The organism is Streptomyces sp. NPDC020731 (assembly GCF_044334705.1).
Classification (GTDB): domain Bacteria; phylum Actinomycetota; class Actinomycetes; order Streptomycetales; family Streptomycetaceae; genus Streptomyces.
On record NZ_JBIRTN010000018.1, the window covers coordinates 62,749 to 85,102 of the forward strand.

The 22,354-nt window shown below is 70.8% G+C and carries 18 protein-coding genes and 1 riboswitch; of the genes, 7 read left to right on the forward strand and 11 right to left on the reverse strand.

The window, feature by feature from the left end; all coding sequences use genetic code 11:
• Window positions 1-148: 148 nt before the first annotated feature.
• Window positions 149-430 carry an HPr family phosphocarrier protein gene (locus ACH4VX_RS26140; RefSeq protein ID WP_398370564.1) on the forward strand — a complete coding sequence of 94 codons (282 nt, stop codon included), beginning with the start codon at window positions 149-151 and terminating at the stop codon, window positions 428-430.
• 150 nt (window positions 431-580) lie between these two features.
• Here ACH4VX_RS26140 and ACH4VX_RS26145 read toward each other — a convergent pair whose 3' ends face one another.
• The 4 genes from ACH4VX_RS26145 to ACH4VX_RS26160 form a co-directional block, all read right to left on the reverse strand.
• Window positions 581-1,276 (reverse strand): GntR family transcriptional regulator, encoded by a 696-nt coding sequence (locus ACH4VX_RS26145; RefSeq protein WP_398370565.1) that lies wholly within the window; start codon window positions 1,274-1,276, stop codon window positions 581-583.
• Window positions 1,277-1,456: 180 nt separating this feature from the next.
• Complete coding sequence (locus ACH4VX_RS26150) at window positions 1,457-2,230, reverse strand: M23 family metallopeptidase (protein ID WP_398370566.1); 774 nt, start codon at window positions 2,228-2,230, stop codon at window positions 1,457-1,459.
• Between the two features lie 12 nt (window positions 2,231-2,242).
• A riboswitch (cyclic di-AMP (ydaO/yuaA leader) is annotated at window positions 2,243-2,408 on the reverse strand.
• Between the two features lie 199 nt (window positions 2,409-2,607).
• Window positions 2,608-3,996: a M16 family metallopeptidase gene (locus tag ACH4VX_RS26155; protein ID WP_398370567.1), complete on the reverse strand. Its 1,389-nt coding sequence runs from the start codon at window positions 3,994-3,996 to the stop codon at window positions 2,608-2,610.
• Window positions 3,993-5,366, reverse strand: coding sequence for a M16 family metallopeptidase (locus tag ACH4VX_RS26160; RefSeq protein ID WP_398370568.1), 1,374 nt, complete (start codon window positions 5,364-5,366; stop codon window positions 3,993-3,995). The genes ACH4VX_RS26155 and ACH4VX_RS26160 overlap by 4 nt, the downstream gene beginning before the upstream one ends.
• 428 nt (window positions 5,367-5,794) lie before the next feature.
• Between ACH4VX_RS26160 and ACH4VX_RS26165 the strand changes: the two genes are divergently transcribed.
• Complete coding sequence (locus tag ACH4VX_RS26165) at window positions 5,795-8,245, forward strand: DNA topoisomerase (ATP-hydrolyzing) subunit A (protein ID WP_398370569.1); 2,451 nt, start codon at window positions 5,795-5,797, stop codon at window positions 8,243-8,245.
• A gap of 182 nt (window positions 8,246-8,427) precedes the next feature.
• Here the strand turns inward: ACH4VX_RS26165 and ACH4VX_RS26170 are convergent, their stop codons facing one another.
• Entirely contained in the window at window positions 8,428-9,471 is a 1,044-nt protein-coding gene (locus tag ACH4VX_RS26170; RefSeq protein ID WP_398370570.1) for a CobW family GTP-binding protein, read from the reverse strand.
• Between the two features lie 319 nt (window positions 9,472-9,790).
• On the opposite strand from ACH4VX_RS26170, the gene ACH4VX_RS26175 reads away from it, so the two are divergent.
• Window positions 9,791-10,348 carry a DUF6082 family protein gene (locus ACH4VX_RS26175; protein ID WP_398370571.1) on the forward strand — a complete coding sequence of 186 codons (558 nt, stop codon included), beginning with the start codon at window positions 9,791-9,793 and terminating at the stop codon, window positions 10,346-10,348.
• Window positions 10,349-10,406: 58 nt separating this feature from the next.
• Here ACH4VX_RS26175 and ACH4VX_RS26180 read toward each other — a convergent pair whose 3' ends face one another.
• The gene (locus ACH4VX_RS26180; protein ID WP_398370572.1) at window positions 10,407-10,646 is read right to left on the reverse strand and encodes a hypothetical protein; all 240 of its coding nucleotides are present in this window, start codon (window positions 10,644-10,646) and stop codon (window positions 10,407-10,409) included.
• Between the two features lie 354 nt (window positions 10,647-11,000).
• On the opposite strand from ACH4VX_RS26180, the gene ACH4VX_RS26185 reads away from it, so the two are divergent.
• The 3 genes from ACH4VX_RS26185 (at window position 11,001) to ACH4VX_RS26195 (ending at window position 14,371) form a co-directional block, all read left to right on the forward strand.
• Complete coding sequence (locus ACH4VX_RS26185; RefSeq protein WP_398370573.1) at window positions 11,001-11,942, forward strand: sucrase ferredoxin; 942 nt, start codon at window positions 11,001-11,003, stop codon at window positions 11,940-11,942.
• Window positions 11,943-12,020: 78 nt separating this feature from the next.
• On the forward strand, window positions 12,021-13,694 hold the full coding sequence (locus ACH4VX_RS26190; RefSeq protein ID WP_398370574.1) for an ATP-binding protein: 1,674 nt from the start codon (window positions 12,021-12,023) through the stop codon (window positions 13,692-13,694).
• A complete protein-coding gene (locus ACH4VX_RS26195; RefSeq protein ID WP_398370575.1) occupies window positions 13,691-14,371 on the forward strand; it encodes a response regulator in 681 nt (226 codons plus the stop codon). Before ACH4VX_RS26190 ends, ACH4VX_RS26195 begins: the two co-directional genes overlap by 4 nt.
• Before the next feature lie 82 nt (window positions 14,372-14,453).
• Here ACH4VX_RS26195 and ACH4VX_RS26200 read toward each other — a convergent pair whose 3' ends face one another.
• From ACH4VX_RS26200 to ACH4VX_RS26210, 3 genes are all read right to left on the reverse strand, one after another.
• Window positions 14,454-16,046: a cation acetate symporter gene (locus ACH4VX_RS26200; RefSeq protein WP_398370576.1), complete on the reverse strand. Its 1,593-nt coding sequence runs from the start codon at window positions 16,044-16,046 to the stop codon at window positions 14,454-14,456.
• Window positions 16,043-16,492 carry a DUF485 domain-containing protein gene (locus tag ACH4VX_RS26205; RefSeq protein ID WP_398370577.1) on the reverse strand — a complete coding sequence of 150 codons (450 nt, stop codon included), beginning with the start codon at window positions 16,490-16,492 and terminating at the stop codon, window positions 16,043-16,045. Before ACH4VX_RS26205 ends, ACH4VX_RS26200 begins: the two co-directional genes overlap by 4 nt.
• Window positions 16,493-16,587: 95 nt before the next feature.
• Window positions 16,588-18,711 (reverse strand): type IIA DNA topoisomerase subunit B, encoded by a 2,124-nt coding sequence (locus ACH4VX_RS26210; RefSeq protein WP_398370578.1) that lies wholly within the window; start codon window positions 18,709-18,711, stop codon window positions 16,588-16,590.
• Between the two features lie 441 nt (window positions 18,712-19,152).
• On the opposite strand from ACH4VX_RS26210, the gene ACH4VX_RS26215 reads away from it, so the two are divergent.
• Window positions 19,153-19,383, forward strand: coding sequence for a hypothetical protein (locus ACH4VX_RS26215; protein ID WP_398370579.1), 231 nt, complete (start codon window positions 19,153-19,155; stop codon window positions 19,381-19,383).
• Between the two features lie 149 nt (window positions 19,384-19,532).
• On the opposite strand, the gene ACH4VX_RS26220 is transcribed toward ACH4VX_RS26215, so the two are convergent.
• Both ACH4VX_RS26220 and ACH4VX_RS26225 read right to left on the reverse strand, forming a co-directional pair.
• Complete coding sequence (locus ACH4VX_RS26220; RefSeq protein WP_398370580.1) at window positions 19,533-20,369, reverse strand: S1 family peptidase; 837 nt, start codon at window positions 20,367-20,369, stop codon at window positions 19,533-19,535.
• A 154-nt stretch (window positions 20,370-20,523) separates the two neighbouring features.
• Window positions 20,524-22,053 carry an RNA polymerase sigma factor gene (locus tag ACH4VX_RS26225; protein ID WP_398370581.1) on the reverse strand — a complete coding sequence of 510 codons (1,530 nt, stop codon included), beginning with the start codon at window positions 22,051-22,053 and terminating at the stop codon, window positions 20,524-20,526.
• Window positions 22,054-22,354 lie beyond the last annotated feature (301 nt).

The window sequence follows — 22,354 nt, forward strand, 5'->3', positions numbered from 1 at the left end:
ACGGCGCGAGGCAGTCTGTGGTGGACGACAGCCGGACCGAGGCCGCGGTCCGGCTGCCGCCGGGAGCGGGAGCGGATGCCGCTCCGGGCACGCTTCACGATGTGGGAAACTGGTCTAGACAACCCTGAACAGCGAAGGGCAGCAACACATGGCTGAGCGCCGCGTCAACGTCGGCTGGGCCGAGGGTCTCCACGCCCGCCCCGCCTCCATCTTCGTCCGAGCCGCCACGGCCGCAGGCGTCCCGGTGACGATCGCCAAGGCCGGGGGCAACCCCGTCAACGCGGCCTCCATGCTGGCTGTTCTGGGCCTGGGCGCCCAGGGCGGCGAGGAGATCGTCCTCGCGTCCGACGTCGAGGGCGCGGACGCCGCCCTGGACCGTCTGGCGAAGCTGGTCTCCGAGGGCCTCGAGGAGCTCCCCGAGACCGTCTGAGCATGCACGGTTGCGGAAATGCCTCTTCACTGGCACGCACCGCAACCGAAAGGCCCGCCCGGACCACCGGGCGGGCCTTTCTCTTTTCCCTTTCACGGGCAGCAGGAATACCCCCCGAGAAATGCTCCCTCTTTGTATACGGCACCCGTGTTAATGCCGAAGACTCGGCATGTTTACGGCATGTTGCGAGTTCCTCACACGGTCCGCGCGGCCGGCGCCGGAGGCGAAACGCAGGCGGTGCCCGGCACTCGCGCGCTCGGTGTGCAGCGCCGTGACGGACCGCGCGCGGTCGCCGTCGCCGCGCGCCACGGCGTCCACGATCACGCCGTGCTCCGCCCAGTACTCCACCGGGTCGGACGGCCCCTCGGCGGCGTACATCCAGGCGATCTTGTGCCGCAGCTGGGTCAGCGTCGAGGTCAGTGCCGGGCTGCCGGTGGCCTGGGCGAGCGTCTCGTGGAACCACCCGCTCAGGGACCGCAGGTCGTCACTGCTGCCCTGGCGGGCGCGTTCCTGCCCCAGCCGGACCAGGCCGCGCAGCACCTTCAGATGGGCCTCGGTGCGGCGCTGGGCCGCGCGGGAGGCGCCGAGCGGCTCGAGGAGCATGCGCATCTCCAGCAGGTCGGCGGCCTCCTGCTCGGTGGGTTCCGCGACGCACGCGCCCGCGTGCCGCCGGGTCACCACGAACCCCTCGGCCTCCAGCGTGCGCAACGCCTCCCGGACGGGGACGCGGGAGACACCGTAACGGCGGGCGAGGACTTCCTCGGTGAGCCGGCCGCCGCGCTCGTAGACACCCGCGACGATGTCGTCCCGGATCGCCGTGCACACCGAGTGCGCGGGAATACGCATGACCGACCTCCGGCTTAATCCCCGTGAAACGTCGAAGATTGACGTGTGTTCCGTGACTCTATTGCAATCAGCGGGAATTCACGACGGCGGACCGGAATCCATGCGTATTTTTTGGACAAGCGCTCCCCGGAAACGCCGGTGCCCCGGCTCGGGGAGCCGGGGCACCGGGAAGCGGGCGGGTCAGAGGTTCACGCCGTGTCCGCGGAGGTAGGCGACGGGATCGAGGTCGGAGCCGTACTCGGCGGTCGTGCGGGCCTCGAAGTGCAGATGCGCGCCCGTGACGTTGCCGGTGGCGCCGGAGAGGCCGATCCGCTGCCCGGCGGCGACCTGCTGGCCCACCGAGACGCCGATGGACGACAGGTGACCGTACTGGGTGTACGTGCCGTCGTTCATCTTGATGACGACCTGGTTGCCGTACGAGCCGCCCCAGCCGGCCTCGACGACGGTGCCGATGCCGACCGACTGGACGGGGGTGCCGGTCGCGGCGTGGAAGTCGACGCCGGTGTGACTGCCGGAAGACCAGACGGCGCCGCCGGTCTTGTAACCGGTCGAGACGTACGAGCCGGGGATCGGGGAGACGAAGGTGTTGAGGCGCTCGCGCTCGGCCTCCCGCGCGGCGCGCTCCTTCTCCGCGCGGGCCTTCTCCGCCGCCTCGGCGGCCTTCTCGCGCGCGGCCTCCTCGGCGGCCTTCCGCGCGGCGGCCTCGGCCGCCTCCAGGGCGGCCTCGTGCTGGGCGGCCGCCTGGGCGTCGATCCGGTCGGCGACCGCGTCGCCCAGGGTGACGACGGGCGTGAGGCCGGTCTGTGCGGCAGCGGGTTCGGCGGCGAGTGCGGGAGCCGCGAGGGAGCCGACGACGCCGGTGGTGGTGAGCGCCGCGACGCCCGCCGCGCGGGCGGTGCCGCGCTGCATACGGCTGGGACGACGGTGCTTGCCCGGGGCGCGGGTGAACGCCATGTACAGGCTGGTCCTTTCCTTCCCTCTCGCCTACCGGGTTAGCTGACGGGTTCGGAGCAGGAAGGTCTCCTACGGGCCCCCTCGCGACACGCGCGGGCGTCCGATTCACCCCAGGGACTACAGGTGGGTCCCCGGCTCCCCTGGCTCGCGCCGTACGGGGACTCGGCGATGACTGTCCGGTGCCGCGGATGCGGCGCACTGCCCGACGAACAGCCCGGATGACGCTAAGCGGGCCGTCCCCCCGTCCTCAAACGAATCCCGGTTTTTGTAGCGCATCCCACAGGGCAGACAGGCAACTTCCGCCCCGATTCGGGCACAAGAGGGCCCTGGTGACCTCCGTGTCACCAGGGCCCCACGCGCGCGGCCTTCGCGGCCCGCTACTCGGCCGTCACGACGGTGACTTCACCGATCCCGAGGGCCTCGACGGGCGCCTTGATCTGCGCCGCGTCACCGACGAGCACGGTCACCAGACGGTCCACCGGGAAGGCGTTCACGACGGCCGCGGTGGCCTCCACGGTGCCGGTCGCGGCCAACTGCCGGTACAGGTCGGCCTGGTAGTGGTCGGGCAGGTGCTGCTCGACCTGGTCGGCCAGGGTGCCCGCGACGGCCGCGGCGGTCTCGTACTTGAGCGGCGCCACACCCACGAGGTTCTGCACGGCGACGTCGCGTTCGTCGTCGGTGAGGCCCTCCGCTGCGAGCGTGCGCAGCACCGTCCACAGGTCCTCGAGGGCGGGGCCGGTGTTCGGGGTGTCGACGGAGCCGCTGATCGCCAGCATCGCCGCGCCGGTCCCGTCCGGGGCGGACCTGAGAACCTGCCCGAACGACCGTACGCCGTAGGTGTAGCCCTTCTCCTCGCGCAGCACACGGTCCAGGCGGGACGTGAGGGTGCCGCCCAGGCAGTACGTGCCGAGCACCTGCGCGGGCCACACGCGGTCGTGCCGGTCGGGGCCGATACGGCCGATCAGCAGCTGCGTCTGGACGGCGCCGGGACGGTCCACGATCACGACCCGGCCGGTGTCGTCCGCGACCACCGGCGGAACGGGCCGCGGCTGTGCCGGGGAACCGGTCCAGGCGCCCAGTGTGTCGCCGAGCAGCGCGTCCAGGTCGATGCCGGTGAGGTCGCCGACGACCACGGCGGTGGCCGTGGCGGGGCGGACGTGCTTCTCGTAGAAGGCGCGTACGGCCGCGGAGTCGATGCCGGTGACCGTCTCCTCGGTGCCCTGGCGCGGACGCGACATGCGCGCACTCGCCGGGAACAGCTCCTTGGAGAGCTCCTTGGCGGCGCGGCGGGAGGGGTTGGCCAGCTCGTGCGGGATCTCGTCGAGGCGGTTGCGGACCAGCCGTTCGACCTCGCTGTCGGCGAACGCGGGCGCCCTGAGGGCGTCGGCGATCAGCCCGAGTCCCTTGGTGAGCCGCGAGGCCGGGACCTCCAGGCTGAGGCGGACGCCGGGGTGGTCGGCGTACGCGTCCAGGGTGCCGCCGCAGCGCTCCAGCTCGGCGGCGAACTCCTCGGCGGAGTGCTTGTCGGTGCCCTCGGAGAAGGCCCGCGCCATGATCGTGGCGACACCGTCGAGACCGGCCGGCTCGGCCTCCAGGGGCGCGTCGAGGAGCACCTCGACGGCGACGACCTGCTGGCCGGGGCGGTGGCAGCGCAGCACGGTCAGGCCGTTGTCGAGCGTGCCGCGCTCGGGGGCCGGGAAGGCCCAGGGCTTGGCGTCGCCCGCCTGCGGCTGCGGGTGGAAGTCCATCGTGGCGAGCTCGGTCACTTCGCCGCCTCCTCGTTCTCGTCGGTGCCCGCGGCCGCGGCGGCTTCCTCGGTGTCCTCCGCCTCGGCGGCGACCGGCTCGTAGACGAGCACCGCGCGGTTGTCGGGGCGCAGGCGGGCCTTGGCGACCTCCCGCACCTCCTCCGCCGTCACCTCCAGGACGCGCTGTACGGCGGTCAGGGCGAGCTGCGGGTCGCCGAACAGGACGGCGTACCGGCACAGTTCGTCGGCGCGGCCGGCGACCGTGCCGAGCCGGTCGAGCCACTCGCGCTCCAACTGGGCCTGCGCGCGTTCCATCTCCTCGGCCGTGGGGCCCTGCTCGGCGAACCGGGCGAGCTCCTCGTCGATGGCGGCCTCGATGACCGGCACCTCCACGTCGCCGGACGTCTTCACGTCCAGCCAGCCCAGGGAGGGCGTCCCGGCCAGCCGCAGCAGGCCGAAGCCGGCGGCCACGGCCGTACGGTCGCGTCGTACCAGCCGGTTGTAGAGCCGGGAGGACTCGCCGCCGCCGAGGACGGTGAGCGCCAGGTCGACGGCGTCGCACGCGCGCGTGCCGTCCTCGGGCAGCCGGTAGGCGGCCATCAGCGCACGCGCGGGGACCTCCTCCTCCACGATCTCGCGCAGCTGCCCGCCGATGACCTCGGGCAGCGAGCCGTCGCGGGGCGCGGGCTTGCCGTCGTGGCCCGGGATGGAGCCGAAGTACTTCTCGATCCAGGCGAGCGTCCGCTCCGGGTCGATGTCGCCGACGACGGAGAGCACGGCGTTGTTCGGCGCGTAGTACGTGCGGAAGAACCGGCGGGCGTCCTCCAGGGTGGCCGCGTCCAGGTCCGCCATCGAGCCGATGGGCGTGTGGTGGTACGGGTGGCCCTCCGGGTAGGCGAGGGCGGTCAGCTTCTCGAAGGCCGTGCCGTAGGGGACGTTGTCGTAGCGCTGGCGGCGCTCGTTCTTGACGACGTCCCGCTGGTTCTCCATGGACTCCTCGTCCAGGGCGGTCAGCAGGGAGCCCATGCGGTCGGCCTCCAGCCAGAGGGCGAGCTCCAGCTGGTGGGCGGGCATGGTCTCGAAGTAGTTGGTGCGCTCGAAGCTGGTGGTGCCGTTGAGGGAGCCGCCGGCGCCCTGGACCAGCTCGAAGTGACCGTTGCCCTTCACCTGGGCGGAGCCCTGGAACATGAGGTGCTCGAAAAGGTGAGCCAGACCCGTACGTCCCTTGACCTCGTGACGCGAACCCACGTCGTACCAGAGGCACACCGCGGCGACCGGGGTCAGGTGGTCCTCGGAGAGCACCACGCGCAGGCCGTTGGCCAGGCGGTGCTCGGTCGCTGTCAGGCCGCCGGAGCCTGCCTGGGCTGTGGCCGTGTGACCCATGGGCATGTACGTCCCTTCGATCGTGGAGGCGGTCGTCGAAACCGCCGTTTCTGCCGGTCCTGCCACTGTATGCAAGCGTGCGGAGCCCCGGCGAAGTTCCCGCCGGGGGTGAGCTACGCCGAGAGCGAGAATGCGGGGCCGCCGCTCCCGCGGGCAGTCGTTCCTCCTCCCAGTGCCTCAAGGGCCTGGGGGGTACCCCCGGGGCGGCACGGGTGGACGCGCGGGCATCCTGTCGGCGCCGGGCCGCGTGCCCCGCCCCCGGCCCGCTGCACCCCGGTCACCGGGAACCCCGTGCGGGAGCGGACCGCACACGCGCCGTACCCTGCCCTCCCCGGGGCCCCCACAACCAGGTCCTGGTCCCGCCTGTCAGTGCGACGGTCCACAATGGTCCGCGTCAGATCCCGTCCAAACGCTTCAGCAAGGAGCCGGCAGCGATGGCCCGCCGCAGCACGAAGACCCCGCCGCCCGACGACTCGTACGAGGAGAAGATCCTCGACATCGACGTCGTCGACGAGATGCAGGGCTCCTTCCTCGAGTACGCGTACTCGGTCATCTACTCCCGCGCCCTGCCGGACGCGCGCGACGGCCTCAAGCCGGTGCACCGCCGCATCGTCTACCAGATGAACGAGATGGGCCTGCGGCCCGAGCGCGGCTACGTGAAGTGCGCCCGCGTCGTCGGCGAGGTCATGGGCAAGCTGCACCCCCACGGCGACGCGTCGATCTACGACGCCCTGGTCCGCATGGCGCAGCCGTTCTCGATGCGCGTCCCCCTGGTCGACGGCCACGGCAACTTCGGCTCGCTGGGCAACGACGACCCGCCCGCCGCCATGCGGTACACCGAGTGCCGGATGGCCGAGGCCACCAGCCTGATGACCGAGTCCATCGACGAGGACACGGTCGACTTCACACCCAACTACGACGGCCAGGAGCAGGAACCGGTGGCGCTGCCCGCCGCGTTCCCGAACCTCCTGGTGAACGGCGCGTCGGGCATCGCCGTCGGCATGGCCACCAACATGCCGCCGCACAACCTGCGCGAGGTCGTCGCGGCCGCGCGTCATCTGATCCGGTATCCGAACGCCGATCTCGACGCCCTGATGAAGCACGTCCCGGGCCCCGACCTGCCCACCGGAGGCCGGATCGTCGGCCTGCCCGGCATCCGGGACGCGTACGAGACGGGCCGCGGCACGTTCAAGATCCGCGCGACGGTCGCCGTGGAGGACGTGACGGCCCGCCGCAAGGGCCTCGTCGTCACCGAGCTGCCCTTCACGGTCGGCCCGGAGAAGGTGATCGGCAAGATCAAGGACCTGGTCGGGTCGAAGAAGCTCCAGGGCATCGCCGACGTCAAGGACCTCACCGACCGCGAGCACGGTCTGCGTCTGGTCATCGAGATCAAGAACGGCTTCGTGCCGGAGGCGGTCCTGGAGCAGCTGTACAAGCTGACGCCGATGGAGGAGTCCTTCGGCATCAACAACGTGGCGCTGGTGGACGGCCAGCCGCTCACCCTGGGCCTCAAGGAACTCCTGGAGGTCTACCTCGACCACCGCTTCAACGTCGTGCGCAGGCGTTCGGAGTTCCGCCGCGGCAAGCGGCGCGACCGCCTCCACCTGGTCGAGGGCCTGCTCACGGCCCTGGTGGACATCGACGAGGTCATCCGCCTCATCCGTTCCAGCGAGAACTCCGCGCAGGCCAAGCAGCGCCTGATGGAGCGGTTCTCCCTCAGCGACATCCAGACCCAGTACATCCTGGACACGCCGCTGCGCCGCCTCACCAAGTACGACCGGATCGAGCTGGAGGCCGAGAAGGAACGGCTGAACGCGGAGATCGAGGAGCTGACCCGGATCCTCGACTCGGACGCGGAGCTGCGCAAGCTGGTCTCCGCGGAACTGGCCGCGGTCGCCAAGAAGTTCGGCAACGACCGCCGTACGCTGCTGCTGGAGTCGGCCGGTGCCCCGGCCGCCGCCGTACCGCTGCAGGTGGCGGACGACCCGTGCCGGGTGCTGCTGTCCTCCACGGGCCTGCTCGCCCGTACGGCGGACAACGCGCCGCTCGCCGACAACGCCAAGCGGGTCAAGCACGACGTGATCGTCTCGGCGGTGCCGGCGACGGCCCGCGGCGAGATCGGCGTCGTCACCTCGGCCGGCCGTCTGCTCCGGCTGAACGTCGTCGACCTGCCCCAGCTCCCGGAGACGATGCCGGTGCCGAACCTCTCGGGCGGGGCGCCCCTGGCCGAGTTCGTGTCCCTGGAGGACGACGAGCAGGTGGTGTGCCTGACCACGCTCGACGAGTCGTCGCCCGGCCTGGCGCTCGGCACGGAGCAGGGTGTCGTCAAGCGCGTGGTGCCCGACTATCCCTCCAACAAGGAGGAACTGGAGGTCATCACCCTCAAGGAGGGCGACCGGATCGTCGGCGCGGTCGAGCTGCGCACGGGCGAGGAGGACCTGGTCTTCATCAGCGACGACGCGCAGTTGCTGCGCTACCCGGCCGCGCAGGTCCGGCCGCAGGGCCGTCCCGCGGGCGGTATGGCCGGCATCAAGCTCACCGAAGGGGCGAAGGTCATCTCCTTCACGGCGATCGATCCGGCCGCGGACGCGATGGTGTTCACGGTCGCGGGTTCACGGGGCACGCTGGACGACTCGGTCCAGACGACGGCCAAGCTGACCCCGTTCGACCAGTACCCGCGCAAGGGCCGGGCCACCGGCGGCGTGCGCTGCCAGCGGTTCCTGAAGGGCGAGGACTGCCTGGCCCTGGCCTGGGCGGGCCCGGTCCCGGCCCGGGCCGCGCAGAAGAACGGCACCGCGGTGGACCTTCCGGTGCCCGACCCGCGCCGCGACGGCTCGGGCCTGTCCCTGCCGAAGACGGTGTCGGTGGTGGCGGGCCCGGTCTAGGGGGTGTCGTTTGGATCAGGCCGGCTTCGGGCGACGGCGCCTCAGAGCCGAGCCGGGCGGGGTCCGGTGCGTGCGGCCGCGAGGCGGAGGAGGGAGTCGACGCGGGGCGTCGAGGACCGACGACAACGCCGCGGAGGGGCGTGCCGGACCCCGCGACCCCGGCAAGATCCAAACGACATCTCCTAGGCCGCCGGATCCTCTGCCGCCCCCTGCACGTAGCGGAGAACGCCCCACATGCCGTGGTCGTCGGCGTGTGGGGCGCCGTCGCTCCCGCACGCCTCCAGCTCCTTGCCGAGGGCGGTGGCGTCGATGCCCGACCCGATGAGGACGAGCTGCGTGAGCCGCTCCTCACCGGCGGGCCAGGCCTCGGGGTAGAACCGCAGGAACCGCCCCACGGCATGCACGGCGTACCGGTTGCCGACGTCGTACGGACCGAAGTCGACGTACCCCTTGATCCGGTAGAGCCCTTCGGGCCGGCTGTCCAGGAACCGGATCAGCCGCCGTGGATCGAGCGGGCGCTCGGACACGAAGGAGAGGCTGTCGTACGCGGCATGCAGATGTCCGGCGTGGTCGTCGTGGTGCAGTTCGTCGAACGACAGCTGCCCGACGCGCTCCTCGCCGGGCCTGCAGTCGAAGAGGAACTCGGGGTCGATGCGGCCGTGCGTGGCGGGCACCACGGCCGCACGGTCGACGAGGGACCGGACCAGGGTCAGTACACGCGCGGCGTCCGTGACCCGGTCCACCTTGTTGACGACCACGAGGTCCGCGAGGCCGAGGTGCCGGTCGATCTCCGGGTGCCTGGCCCGGGTGTCCTCGAACTCGGCGGCGTCCAGGACCTCGACGAGTCCGCCGTACACGATGCCCGGATGCTCGCTGGCGAGCACCATCCGCACGAGCTCCTGCGGCTCGGCGAGGCCGCTGGCCTCGATGACGATGACGTCGATCCCGGCGGAGGGGCGGGCCAGCCGCTCGAGGTACACGTCGAGCTCGCTGCTGTCCACGGCACAGCACAGGCACCCGTTGCCCAGCGACACGGTCGAGTCCCCGAGCGCCCCGGCGACGGCCATCGCGTCGATCTCGATGGCCCCGAAGTCGTTGACGACGGCACCGATGCGGCTGCCGCCGCTGCGGTGGAGAAGGTGGTTGAGCAGGGTGGTCTTCCCCGAGCCGAGAAATCCGGCCAGTACGACCACCGGAATCTGCCGCCCGCTGCTCCGCTCCGACACACGACCCCTCTCACGCCTGTGCGCACACCGGCTCGCTCACGGCGTGCGCACCGAAGACCGACTGACGCTCCAGGATACGAGTACCCGGAACGACGGCGAAGTGAACGATTGTTAGCAGCATCCACGGGGCAGACGTTGGGCAAGGCGCCGGTTTGTGCGACCCTCGCTTCCCTCCGTGCGCCGCCTGGCCGCCTTCCCGCCGATCAGAGCCGCTCGGCACCCTGGAAGGCGGCAAGCGCCGCCCACCGCTCGCCGGTTACCTACCGTCGACCCGCAACCCGACGACCGGCGGACGGCGGCCTGATCGGGGGTATTTGACATGGCCACACAGAACAGTGGGATACGGGGAATCGGCGCCGCCGCCCTGGCCGGTCTCGGCATGGCGGCGGGCGTCCTCGTCACCGTGGCGGCCCAGCGCCACACGCTCGAGTCACTGCACGCACGTCTCGAGATCCTGGAGAAGCAGGCACGCACTCAGCACAACGCCGATCTGGCGAGCCAGCAGCGCCAGCACTGGGAATTGCTGAGCAAGGCCATCGACGACCCCGAGCTCGCCGAGGTCCTGGACATCTTCGAGGTGCCCGCTTCTCCCGCGAAGCGTCGGCAGTACTTGTACGCCAACGCCTTGTACACCAACCTGCTGTTCTATTACCGCATCGGGAATCTGTCCAAGGACGAGTTCTACCAACGCGCCCGGGGCACTTTCCAGAATCCGATCGTCAGGGAGTACTGGTACGCCACCCAGCAGCAGCGGGCGAGCATCGCGAACACCGAAGAGGCGGAAATGGGACTGCTCGTCGACGACCTGCTCCGGCAGCTGGAGGAGGCGGAGACCGACGAGTGGTGGGTGGTCGGCGAGCCTCCCACCGAGAACTGACGGCACGGGTCCGGGCGGTGCGTCGGAGCGTCCGGACCCCGGTCCGTCAGGAGCCCGGTCACGCGTCGGGGATGTCGGCCTTCGCCCTGACCAAGGTCTCGCGTGTGATCACGACGATGCGCTCGTAGTCCGCGCGGGCCGCGTCTGTGGGAAGGTCCGCGTCCAGGGAGTCAGTCATGTCAGTGCCGATGACAGCGAAATTTCCGTCGGCCAACTCAAAAATGTCGGGACACGTCCCACCATTCGTGCTGCCTCGGTGACGTGGAGCAACGCCGAGACGGCGGATGATCTGACTCACTGTTCAATTTCCTTTGTCTCAAGGCACAAGCGCGCCTGCGCCCGCTGCCGCGCGATGCGCGAGGGCAGTCTCTCTCACACCTGAGCCCCCGGTGAGCGAGGCGCGCAGGTGACCGCCGCCAGGTCACGCCTCACGGACGCAGCGCTTGCGGCATTCCTATCACCCGGAGGCGTGAAAACACTCGGGCTCCGAGGAATCCTCCGGAAGAGTGACGAGTAAGCGAAGAATCGATGATCAGCCACGTTTAGGGCAATTGTCGTCACTCACGTCACGCTCGCCCGCGGACGTGCCGGCCCACGATGTGCGGGTGGCCCGACAAGCCACTCGTGGGCAAGTCAGGTTAGGCTCACCTCTGTGAGTAGCACGTGTTCGAACGTCTCCCGCGAGCTCGATGAGCCGGTCGCGGGAACCGCGGCCGTCGCGCGGACCTGGCTGCTGCTGGAGCAGCCCGGCCCCTGGGGCGCCAAGGCGCTCACCTCCAGCCACCTCGACCCCGCGCTGGGCCGCGCCCTGGAGGCCGCCGCGAAGGGCAGCGGGGTGCGTATCGCGCTCATACGGCGGCCCGGGCGGCACGCGGACTGCCGGATGCCCGCCACGCGTCGGGTGTACGTGGCCCACACCGTTCCCGGAGACGTGTGGCTGCACACCGCCACCATCAGGGACCCCGAACGCCTGCTCGGCCTCGACTTCGCCGCGCTCGGCAGGGGCGAGCCGGAGTCCTTCGCGACCGCGCTCGGCGGACGGCCCCACGAGGGCGACCCCCTCGCCCTCGTCTGCACCAACGGCAAACGCGACCGCTGCTGCGCCCTCCTCGGGCGGCCCCTGGCCGCCGAACTCGCCGCCTCCGGGGTCGAGGGTGTCTGGGAGGTCACCCACCTGGGCGGTCACCGCTTCTCCCCCACGGTGCTCGTGCTGCCGTACGGCTACGCGTACGGGCGGGCCGAGGCACACGCCGTCAAGGAGGTGCTGCACGGCGCGAGGGAGGGCCGGATCGTCGTCGAGGGGTGCCGGGGAGGTTCCGCCTGGGAGCGGCCCGGCCAGGCGGCCGAGCTGGCCGTCCGGCGCGCGGTGGGCGAGCACGCCGCGCAGGCCCTGAGCGTCGTACGGACGGACGGCGCGGCGCCCCGCTGGGAGGTGACCGTCGCCCACGTGGACGGGCGCCGGTGGCTGGTGGAGATCGTCCAGGGCGCGTCCCTGCCGCCCCGTCCGGAGAGCTGCGGGTCGGTGCTCGGCTCGCCCGCCCGGATGGACGTCGTGGGCGTCCGCGAGGTGGCCCTGACCGCGCTGGCGAGCTGACCACCCCTTCCCCCGGGCTCAGGAGATCCCCGCCACACCCCCGCGGCACCCCGCGCCCGCCCACGTACCGTCATGGGTATGAGCTCCACTCCCCCCGCACGCCGCCTGCGCCTCGGCCTGCCGCGGCGGGTGTTCTCTCAGGTCCTGCTGATGCAGCTGGCGATCGCCGCGGGAGTCGCGGTGCTGGCCACCGGACTGTTCCTCGCACCGCTCGGCGACCAGCTGGACGACCAGGCGATGCGCCGCGCGCTCGCGATCGCGCAGACCACCGCCCAGCAGCCGCAGCTGGTACGGGACCTGCGCGGGACGACACCCTCCCCGGACGGGCCGGTGCAGCGGGAGGCCGAACGGATCCGGAAGGCCACCGGTGCCGAGTACGTCGTGGTGCTGGATGTGCGGGGCGTGCGCTGGTCGCACACCGATCCGGAGCGGATCGGCGGCCTGGTGTCGACCGACCCCGGTGAGGCGCTGGCCGGACATGACGTCATGGAGATCGACGAGGGCACCCTGGGGCGCTCCGCGCGGGGCAAGGTGCCGCTGCGTGACGACGACGGCGAGATCGTCGGGGCGGTCTCCGTCGGCATCTCCTACGACAGCGTCCGGGCCCGGCTGATCCACGCCATCCCCGGACTGTTCGCGTACGCCGGCGGTGCCCTGGCCGTGGGCGCGCTCGCGGCCTGGCTGATCTCCCGGCGGGTGCAGCGGCAGACCCGCGACCTGGCCTTCTCCGACATCGCGGCGTTGCTCGCGGAGCGTGAGGCGATGCTGCACGGCATCCGGGAGGGCGTCGTCGCCCTGGACCGCGCCGGCCGTATCCGCCTGCTGAACGACGAGGCGCAGCGCCTGCTGGGGATCGGTGAGGAGGCCGTCGGCCACTCCCCCGACCTGGCGCTCGGCACGGGACGCACCGCCGATGTGCTGGCCGGACGGGTGACCGGTACCGATCTGCTCACCGTCCGCGGCCGGCGTGTCCTGGTCGCCAACCGGATGCCGACGGACGACGGCGGCGCCGTGGCCACCCTGCGCGACCGCACGGAGCTGGACCGGCTCGGCCGGGAGCTGGACTCCACGCGCGGACTCATCGACGCGCTGCGCGCCCAGGACCACGAACACGCGAACCGCATGCACACCCTCCTGGGGCTGCTGGAGCTCGAGATGTACGAGGACGCGGTGGAGTTCGTCGGCGAGGTCGTCGGCGATCACCGGGCCACGTCGGAGCAGGTCACCGAGAAGATCCGGGACCCTCTGCTCGCGGCACTGCTGGTGGGCAAGGCGACGGTCGCGGCCGAGCGCGGGGTGGCGCTGTGGGTGTCGGACGGGACCCGACTGCCGGACCGGCTGATCGACCCCAGGGGGCTCGTCACCGTCGTCGGCAACCTGGTGGACAACGCCCTGGACGCCGTCGCCGGTACACCGCACGCGCGCGTGGAGGTCGAACTGCGCGCCGAGGGGCGTACGGCGGTGCTCGTGGTACGCGACACCGGGCCCGGAATTCCGCCGGAGCACCGCGAGTTGATCTTCAGCGAGGGCTGGTCCACCAAGGAGCCGCCGGCCCACCGCGAGCGGGGCATCGGGCTGCCGCTGGTGCGCAGGCTCGCCGAGCGGCAGGGGGGCAGCGCGAACGTGGGCGAGGCGCACGGCGGGGGCGCGGAGTTCACCGTCGTGCTGCCCGAGGCCCTGACCGAGCCGGGCGCGGAACCCGCTCTCGCCGGGGCGGCCGGCCCGGTGAGCGCCGAGGAGGAGTCGCGGTGATCGAGGTCCTGGTGGTGGACGACGACGTCCGGGTCGCGCGGGTCAACGCCGCATACGTCGAGAAGGTGCCCGGCTTCCATGTCGCCGGTCAGGCGCACAGCGCGGCCGAGGCGCTCGACCGGCTGGAGGCGCTGCCCCGGCTGGATCTCGTCCTCCTGGACCACTATCTGCCCGACGAGACGGGGCTCGAGGTGGTGCAGGAGATGCGCCGGCGCGGGCACCAGACCGACGTGATCATGGTGACGGCGGCCCGTGACGTGTCCACGGTGCAGGCGGCGATGCGCCAGGGCGCCCTGCAGTACCTGGTCAAGCCGTTCGCCTTCGCCGGGCTGCGCGCCAAACTGGAGGCGTACGCGGAGCTGCGCCGCACCCTCGACGGCGGCGGTGAGGCGGAGCAGGCGGAGGTGGACCGCATCTTCGGCGCGCTGTCGGCGTCGTCCGAGCCCCAGCTGCCCAAGGGGCACTCCCCCACCACCGCCGAACTGGTACGGCAGTCCCTGATGAACGCCGACGGCCCGCTGTCGGCCCAGGAGATCGCCGAACGCACGGGGGTGAGCCGCCAGACCGCCCAGCGCTATCTGAAGCTCCTGGAGCGCACGGGACGGGCCACGCTGACCCTGAAGTACGGCGACGCGGGCCGCCCGGAGCACCGTTATGTGTGGGCGACCCGCGCCTGAGGGCACGGCCCGTGGGGGCGGGGGAAAGAACCGTGCCCTTTCCCCTTGCGGATGGCGGCGCCGTCCGTCTCCGCCGGGCGCTCTACACCGCTCCCGCTCCGGTCAGTGAGCGCACCTCGGTCTCCGCGTGCTTGGCCTCGTCGGGAACCTCGGGCGAGGTGAGCGTGCCGAGCCAGCCCGCGAGGAAGCCCAGCGGGATGGAGACCAGACCGGGGTTCTGCAGCGGGAAGAGCTGGAAGTCCGCGCCCGGGAAGAGGGATGCGGGGCTGCCCGACACCACGGGGGACAGCAGCACCAGCACCACGGCCGGGATCAGACCTCCGTACACGGCCCACACGGCACCGCGTGTGGTGAAGCCGCGCCAGAACAGCGAGTACAGCAGCACGGGCAGGTTCGCGGACGCGGCCACGGCGAAGGCGAGGCCCACCAGGAACGCGACGTTGAGATCGCGGGCCAGCAGGCCGAGGCCGATCGCGACCAGGCCGACGCCGACCGCGGCGACCCGGGCCACCGCCACCTCGCTGCGCGGCTTCCCGCGCCGGCGTCGCAGGGAGGCGTACAGGTCGTGCGCGACGGACGCCGAGGAGGCGAGCGTGATCCCGGCGACCACGGCGAGGATCGTGGCGAAGGCGACCGCGGCGACGATCGCGAACAGGACCGTGCCGCCCGTGGAGCCGGCGCCGCCGCCCAGGTCGAGCGCCAGCAGCGGCACCGCCGTGTTCCCGGACGTGTTCGAGGCGCGCACGGCGTCCGGTCCGACGAGGGCGGCGGCGCCGAAGCCGAGCACGATCGTCATCAGGTAGAAACCGCCGATGAGGCCGATCGCCCAGACGACCGACCGCCGTGCCGCTCGCGCGGTGGGGACGGTGTAGAAGCGGGACAGGATGTGCGGCAGCCCCGCCGTGCCGAGCACCAGCGCGAGACCCAGGCTGATGAAGTCGAACCGCGCGGTCCAGTCCCCGCCGTAGGCGAGCCCGGGGGCCAGGAACGCCGCACCGTGACCGCTGCGTTCGGCCGCGGTGAGGAGCAGCCGGTTGAAGTCGCCGTGGAACCGCAGCAGGACGAGGAAGGTCAGCGCGATGGTGCCGCCGAGCAGCAGGACCGCCTTGACGATCTGGATCCAGGTGGTGGCCCGCATCCCTCCCAACGACACGTAGATCACCATGAGCACGCCGACGCCGACGACGGTCCAGGCCCGGGCCGCCTCGCCCGTGCCCCCGAGCAGCAGCGCGACCAGACTGCCCGCGCCCACCATCTGCGCCACCAGATACAGAACGGACACGGTGACCGACGAGGTTCCCGCCGCGATCCGCACCGGCCGCTCCCGCATGCGCGCGGCGACCACGTCGGCGAGCGTGAACCGACCGCAGTTGCGCACCAGTTCCGCGACCAGGAACAGGACCACCAGCCAGGCCACCAGGAAGCCCACCGAGTAGAGCATCCCGTCGTAGCCGACGAGCGCGATGAGTCCGGAGATGCCGAGGAAGGACGCGGCCGACATGTAGTCGCCCGCGATGGCAAAACCATTTTGCATCGGAGAGAAGAGCCGGCCGCCCGCGTAGAACTCCTCCGCCGAACCCTGCCGGTGGCGGCTCACCCAGGTCGTGATGCCCAGGGTCACCGCGACGAACACGCCGAACAGCAGCAGCGCCGGCATCCGGTGATCGCCCGTCATGCCGCCCCGCCTCTCCCGCGCGCCAGTTCCTGGGCGTCCCAGCGCAGTTCCAGCGCCGCCCGGTCCCGGCGCAGCCGGGCATGGCGGACGTAGGCCCAGGTGAGCAGGAAGGTGGTCAGGAACTGGCCGAGCCCGGCGAGCATGCCCAGGTTCACGGCGCCCGCGACGGGCCGTGCCATCAGTCCCGGCGCGGTCGTGGCGGTCACGACGTACGCCACGTACCAGGTGAGGAAGGTGGCGACCGCCGGCACCACGAACCGCCGGTACCGGCTGCGCACCTCCTGGAAGGCCGCGCTGCGCTGTACTTCGAGGTAGACGTCGGCCCCGTCCGCGCGGCGGGCCGGCGCCGCCGCCTCCGCCGGGCCGGCCGACTCGCCCCAGCCCGAGGCGAGGGCGTCGTACCAGGGATCGTCGTACCTCACGTCCACCGAGTTGCTTCGCTGCATGCCCAAGGATGGACAGAACGGGAAGATCCCCGACTCTTCTTCCCGTTCCGCTTCACCCCATCAGGTGACTGGACCGTGCGCGCCCGGCGCGCCCGCTAGGCGTCGATGCGTGAGCGGTCCAGGGTCGCCGCGGAGCTGGAGATGAACTCCTTGCGCGGGGCGACGTCGTTGCCCATGAGGAGGTCGAAGACCTGCTCGGCGGCCTCCAGGTCGGTGAGGTTGATCCGGCGCAGGGTGCGGTGACGCGGGTCCATGGTGGTCTCGGCCAGCTGGTCGGCGTCCATCTCGCCGAGGCCCTTGTAGCGCTGGATCGAGTCCTTGTAGCGGATGTTCTTGCTCTGGAACTCCATGATCTTGTCGCGCAGTTCCCGGTCCGAGTACGTGTAGACGTACTTGTCCTGGCCCTTCTTGGGCTGGATCAGCTCGATGCGGTGCAGCGGCGGCACCGCGGCGAACACCCGGCCCGCCTCGACCATGGGCCGCATGTAGCGGTGGAACAGGGTCAGCAGCAGGGTGCGGATGTGGGAGCCGTCGACATCGGCGTCGGTCATCATGATGATCTTGCCGTAGCGAGCCGTGTCGATGTCGAAGGTCCGGCCCGAGCCGGCTCCTATGACCTGGATGATCGCACCGCACTCGGCGTTCTTCAGCATGTCCGTCACGGACGACTTCTGGACGTTGAGGATCTTTCCGCGGATCGGCAGGAGCGCCTGGAACTCGGAGTTCCGGGCGAGCTTGGCCGTGCCGAGCGCGGAGTCCCCCTCGACGATGAACAGCTCGCTGCGGTCGACGTCGTCACTGCGGCAGTCGGCGAGCTTGGCGGGCAGCGAGGAGGTCTCCAGGGCCGTCTTGCGGCGCTGGGCGTCCTTGTGCTGACGGGCCGCGATGCGGGTCCGGGCCGCGGCGACGGCCTTCTCCATGACGACGCGGGCCTGCTGGGCGTCGTCACGCCTGGTGGAGGTCAGGAACGCCTTGAGTTCCCTGGCGATCACGTTGTTCACGATGCGGCGGGCCGCCGAGGTGCCGAGGACCTCCTTGGTCTGGCCCTCGAACTGCGGCTCGGCGAGGCGGACCGTGACCACCGCGGTGAGGCCCTCGAGGGCGTCGTCCTTGACGATGTCGTCCTCGGCCACGCGCAGCATCTTCTTGGCCCGCAGCACCTCGTTCATCGTCTTGGCGACGGCCTGCTCGAAGCCTGCGACATGGGTGCCGCCCTTGGGGGTGGCGATGATGTTGACGAACGACCTGAGGGTCGTGTCGTAACCGGTCCCCCAGCGCATCGCGACGTCGACACCGAGCTCGCGGGTGACCTCGGTGGGCGTCATCTGACCGTGCTCGTCGAGGACCGGGACGGTCTCCTTGAAGGTGCCCTGTCCGGTGAAGCGGAGGGTGTCGCAGACGGGCCGGTCGGAGGCCAGGAACTCGCAGAACTCGCTGATGCCGCCGTCGAAGCGGAACGACTCCTCACCCTTGCTGCCACCGTCGCCCAGCCCGTACTCGTCGCGGACGACGATGGTCAGGCCGGGGACCAGGAACGCGGTCTGGCGGGCGCGCTGGTGCAGCGTGTCCAGGGCGAGCTTGGCGTCCTTGAGGAAGATCTGGCGGTCGGCCCAGTAACGCACACGTGTGCCGGTGCGGGTCTTCGGGATCTTCTTGGCCCTGCGCAGCCCGCTCCCGGCCTCGAACTTCGCGTCCGGACCCACGGCGGCGAAGGCTCCGGGGACACCGCGCCGGAAGCTGATCGCATGGGTGTTCCCGCCCCGGTCCACCTCGACGTCCAGCCGCGCGGACAGCGCGTTGACGACGGAGGCGCCGACGCCGTGCAGACCGCCGGAGGCGGCGTACGATCCGCCGCCGAACTTGCCGCCGGCGTGCAGCTTGGTCATGACGACCTCGACGCCGGAGAGGCCGGTCTTGGGCTCGACGTCGACCGGGATGCCCCGGCCGTTGTCCCGGACCTCCACCGAGCCGTCGTCGTGGAGGACCACGTCGATGTGGTCGCAGTAGCCTCCGAGGGCCTCGTCCACGGAGTTGTCGATGATCTCCCAGAGGCAGTGCATCAGACCGCGGCTGTCGGTCGACCCGATGTACATTCCGGGGCGCTTCCGCACGGCCTCGAGTCCTTCGAGGACGAGCAGGTGCCGCGCGGTGTAGTTGGAACCGTCCCGGTCTGCTCCTGCCAGCAGCGCTGTGGACGGCACGGACGTCTCGGCGGTCACGCGGTTCGCTCCTCGCTGAATTTCAGATGCGGCCCTTTTGGGTAAGGGCGCGGCTTCAGTCACCGGTGAGAGGGTACCGAGGCCTGGTAGAGCCGTTGTAACGCCACCCTCACTTGCGTCCACCCTAGTCGAGGGTCGCATGCTTGTTCGATCCCTCGATGGAGTGAAGCACACATCACGTTCCCTTCGAGGCATGAACCATTTAGGCTCCGGGCACGTCCTCATGAACAACCGGCAAGCCAGCCGGGAGGGCCGACCACCGATACGACCGCGAATCCGTACGACACATCAGACACGCACTACGGCACATTCGCCGCCAACCGGCAACAGCCACCCACCTCGGAAAGATTTTTTCGAGGAGAAGCCACGAGCGGGAACGTTTTGGGGCTGGTTGGATGTTGACCCTGGTACGACAGCTCGTCGAGCTAGAGAAGAGGCGACGTGACTACTGTTCTGACCCCCGCGAGCCCACTGACGGCCGCCGATCGCTGCGACCGCTGCGGTGCCCAGGCATACCTGCGCGTCGTCCTGCTGAGCGGCGGAGAACTGCTCTTCTGCGCCCACCACGGCCGCAAGTTCGAGCCGGAACTCAAGAAGATCGCCGCTGAGATACAGGACGAGACGGAGCGGCTCACCACCCCTCCGGCGACCGCTTCCGAAGAGGAGCACTGACAGAGCGCCGACACCTCGCGTCCGACGACGAGCAGCCCGGCACAGGCCGGTGAGCGGGCGGCTGCCTCCATCTCGGAGGCGGCCGCCCGTCTCATGCCCGCACGCGCCAGGGGCTGCTCGGCGGCCCGCTGGGGCCCTTCCGCGGGCTCTCAGCCCTTGCCAGGCCACCCGAGGGCCCGCAGGATGTCGGAGACACGCGTGTACACCCCGGGACTGCCCGCCCAGCCGCACCCCGTCCCCCAGGACACGAGGCCTATCAGCCGTCCCTGGGCCACCAGCGGCCCTCCGCTGTCCCCCTGGCAGGCGTCCCGGCCCCCCTGCACCTCTCCCGCGCACAGCATCGTCTCGGCGCGGTAGGTCCCCACGGAGCCACCCGGATACGCCTCCTCGCACAGCGCGTCGGGCTGCACCCGCACGCGCGCCGCGTGCAGGCTGCCGGCGTAGGAACCGGAACCCGTGGTGTCCCCCCACCCGTAAACCATGGCCGCGGTGCCCGACCGGTACGCGGGGTCACCGGTCCCGGCCATGGCTATGACCGAGCTCGAGGGCAGCGGCTCGGCCAGACTGAGCACGGCGAAGTCGCCGGAGTTGGTGACGCCGTCGTAGCCCGGGTTCACCCAGGTGTCGCGTACGGCGATCTCCCGACCGCGTTCCGAGAGCAGTTCCGTACGCCCCGTGATCACCCGGAGATCGCCCACGCGCTCCGGGGACGCCCCCAGCACCTCCTCGTCCATGCAGTGGGCCGCGGTGAGCACGGTGGTCCGGCCGACCGCCACACCCCCGCAGAACTGTCCCGCTCGCGTACCTCCGAACCGGTCACGGCTGGACAGCGCCACTGTCCACGGACCCTCCGAGACATCGACGGGGAAGCCGCCGACGACGATGCTGTCGGCGGCCGCCGGAACGGCCGAGGCCAACGGTATGACGGTCGCGGCGGCCGCGAGGGCCAGCGGCCGGGCCAGGACCCGGGCAAGACGACGTCGCATGCACGCTCCTCACACTGGGGTGATCCCTAGGCACCCACAGTGACGGCCCCCACCCGTGCCCGCACCCTCGCGGCAACGCGAAGGCCCGGCTCCCGGGAACGGGAACCGGGCCTGACACAGGCCGGCACACGACGGTGCGTCGTGGCGGGCGGACCTAGTCCAGGTAGTCGCGCAGCACCTGGGAGCGCGACGGGTGGCGCAGCTTCGACATGGTCTTGGACTCGATCTGGCGGATGCGCTCGCGCGTGACGCCGTACACCTTGCCGATCTCGTCGAGGGTCTTCGGCTGACCGTCGGTGAGACCGAAGCGCATGGAGACGACGCCCGCCTCGCGCTCGGACAGGGTGTCCAGGACGGAGTGCAGCTGCTCCTGCAGCAGCGTGAAGCTGACCGCGTCGGCCGGGACGACCGCCTCGGAGTCCTCGATGAGGTCACCGAACTCGCTGTCGCCGTCCTCGCCCAGCGGGGTGTGCAGGGAGATGGGCTCGCGGCCGTACTTCTGGACCTCGATGACCTTCTCCGGGGTCATGTCGAGTTCCTTGGCCAGCTCCTCCGGGGTGGGCTCGCGGCCCAGGTCCTGGAGCATCTGGCGCTGCACGCGCGCGAGCTTGTTGATGACCTCGACCATGTGCACCGGGATACGGATGGTGCGCGCCTGGTCGGCCATCGCGCGGGTGATCGCCTGACGGATCCACCAGGTGGCGTACGTGGAGAACTTGTAGCCCTTGGTGTAGTCGAACTTCTCCACCGCGCGGATCAGACCGAGGTTGCCCTCCTGGATGAGGTCCAGGAAGAGCATGCCGCGGCCGGTGTAGCGCTTGGCCAGGGAGACCACCAGGCGGAGGTTGGCCTCCAGGAGGTGGTTCTTGGCGCGGCGGCCGTCCTCGGCGATGATCTCCAGCTCGCGCTTGAGCTTGGGCGCCAGCTTGTCGGAGTTGGCCAGCTTGTCCTCGGCGAACAGACCCGCCTCGATGCGCTTGGCGAGCTCGACCTCCTGCTCGGCGTTGAGCAGGGGGACCTTGCCGATCTGCTTGAGGTAGTCCTTGACCGGGTCGGCGGTGGCACCGGCGGCGGCGACCTGCTGGGCGGGCGCGTCGTCCTCGTCCTCGTCGGAGAGCACGAAACCGGCGTTCTCGGCGCCCTCGGGCTCCTCCGCGGCCTTGGTCTCCTCGATGGCCTCGTCGTCGCCCGGCTCGCCGTCGTCCTTCTTGGCCGTGGTCTTCTTGGCGGCCGTCTTCTTGGCCGTGGTCTTCTTGGCGGCCGTCTTCTTCGCGGTCGTCTTCTTGGCAGCCGCCTTCTTGGCGGGTGCCTCCTCCTCGACGGCAGGGTCGGCGGCGGACTCCGCCGGAGTCGCGGTGGCGCTGGCCTTCCGGGCGGTCACCGTCTTGGCGGCGACCGTCTTGGTGGCGGTGCGCTTGGCGGGACTCTTCGCTGCGACGCTCTTGCGGGTGCGCTTGGGCTCTGCGGCACTGACCATCAGCGTCACACCCTCTTCCTCGAGGATCTGATTGAGGCTGCGCAGTACGTTCTTCCACTGAGTGGCCGGAATCTGGTCAGCTTCGAAGGCCCGACGCACGTCATCGCCGGCGATCTGCCCCTCAGCCTTTCCCCGCTCGATGAGCGCCATGACAGAGACGGACTCGGCGATCTCCGGCGGGAGCGTACGGGATGTGCTGGCCGACACGAACAACCTCTCGGAACGTTGGAAAACGGCTTCCGGCCCCGTCCACAGTGGACAGGAGCCGACCGCCGGCTTGGGGATGGGCCGACGGCGCGGGCGGGGGCCGGGGAAGATGCACAGCGCCATGAACGGCGTCCGTATTCCCTCCGCGGCTGTCACCTCTTAGGTCATCGCATTCTTCCCAGGAGCGTTACGCCCGATCCGCGTGGCCCGAGTCACACCCCGCAAGCGCATAAAATCTGTCAAACAACCATGAAAGCGTTCACTCGGGGGCGAGGAGGCCACCTCTCCGAGTCTGCCACGC

Bases quoted from the DNA above. Each gene is read 5' to 3' on its own strand.
- ACH4VX_RS26145 (WP_398370565.1), bottom strand. From the start codon at position 1,276: ATGCGTATTCCCGCGCACTCGGTGTGCACGGCGATCCGGGACGACATC.
- ACH4VX_RS26200 (WP_398370576.1), bottom strand. From the start codon at position 16,046: ATGACGGGCGATCACCGGATGCCGGCGCTGCTGCTGTTCGGCGTGTTC.
- ACH4VX_RS26175 (WP_398370571.1), top strand. From the start codon at position 9,791: ATGGCCACACAGAACAGTGGGATACGGGGAATCGGCGCCGCCGCCCTG.
- ACH4VX_RS26150 (WP_398370566.1), bottom strand. From the start codon at position 2,230: ATGGCGTTCACCCGCGCCCCGGGCAAGCACCGTCGTCCCAGCCGTATG.
- ACH4VX_RS26190 (WP_398370574.1), top strand. From the start codon at position 12,021: ATGAGCTCCACTCCCCCCGCACGCCGCCTGCGCCTCGGCCTGCCGCGG.
- ACH4VX_RS26165 (WP_398370569.1), top strand. From the start codon at position 5,795: ATGGCCCGCCGCAGCACGAAGACCCCGCCGCCCGACGACTCGTACGAG.
- ACH4VX_RS26220 (WP_398370580.1), bottom strand. From the start codon at position 20,369: ATGCGACGTCGTCTTGCCCGGGTCCTGGCCCGGCCGCTGGCCCTCGCG.
- ACH4VX_RS26140 (WP_398370564.1), top strand. From the start codon at position 149: ATGGCTGAGCGCCGCGTCAACGTCGGCTGGGCCGAGGGTCTCCACGCC.
- ACH4VX_RS26160 (WP_398370568.1), bottom strand. From the start codon at position 5,366: ATGCCCATGGGTCACACGGCCACAGCCCAGGCAGGCTCCGGCGGCCTG.
- ACH4VX_RS26205 (WP_398370577.1), bottom strand. From the start codon at position 16,492: ATGCAGCGAAGCAACTCGGTGGACGTGAGGTACGACGATCCCTGGTAC.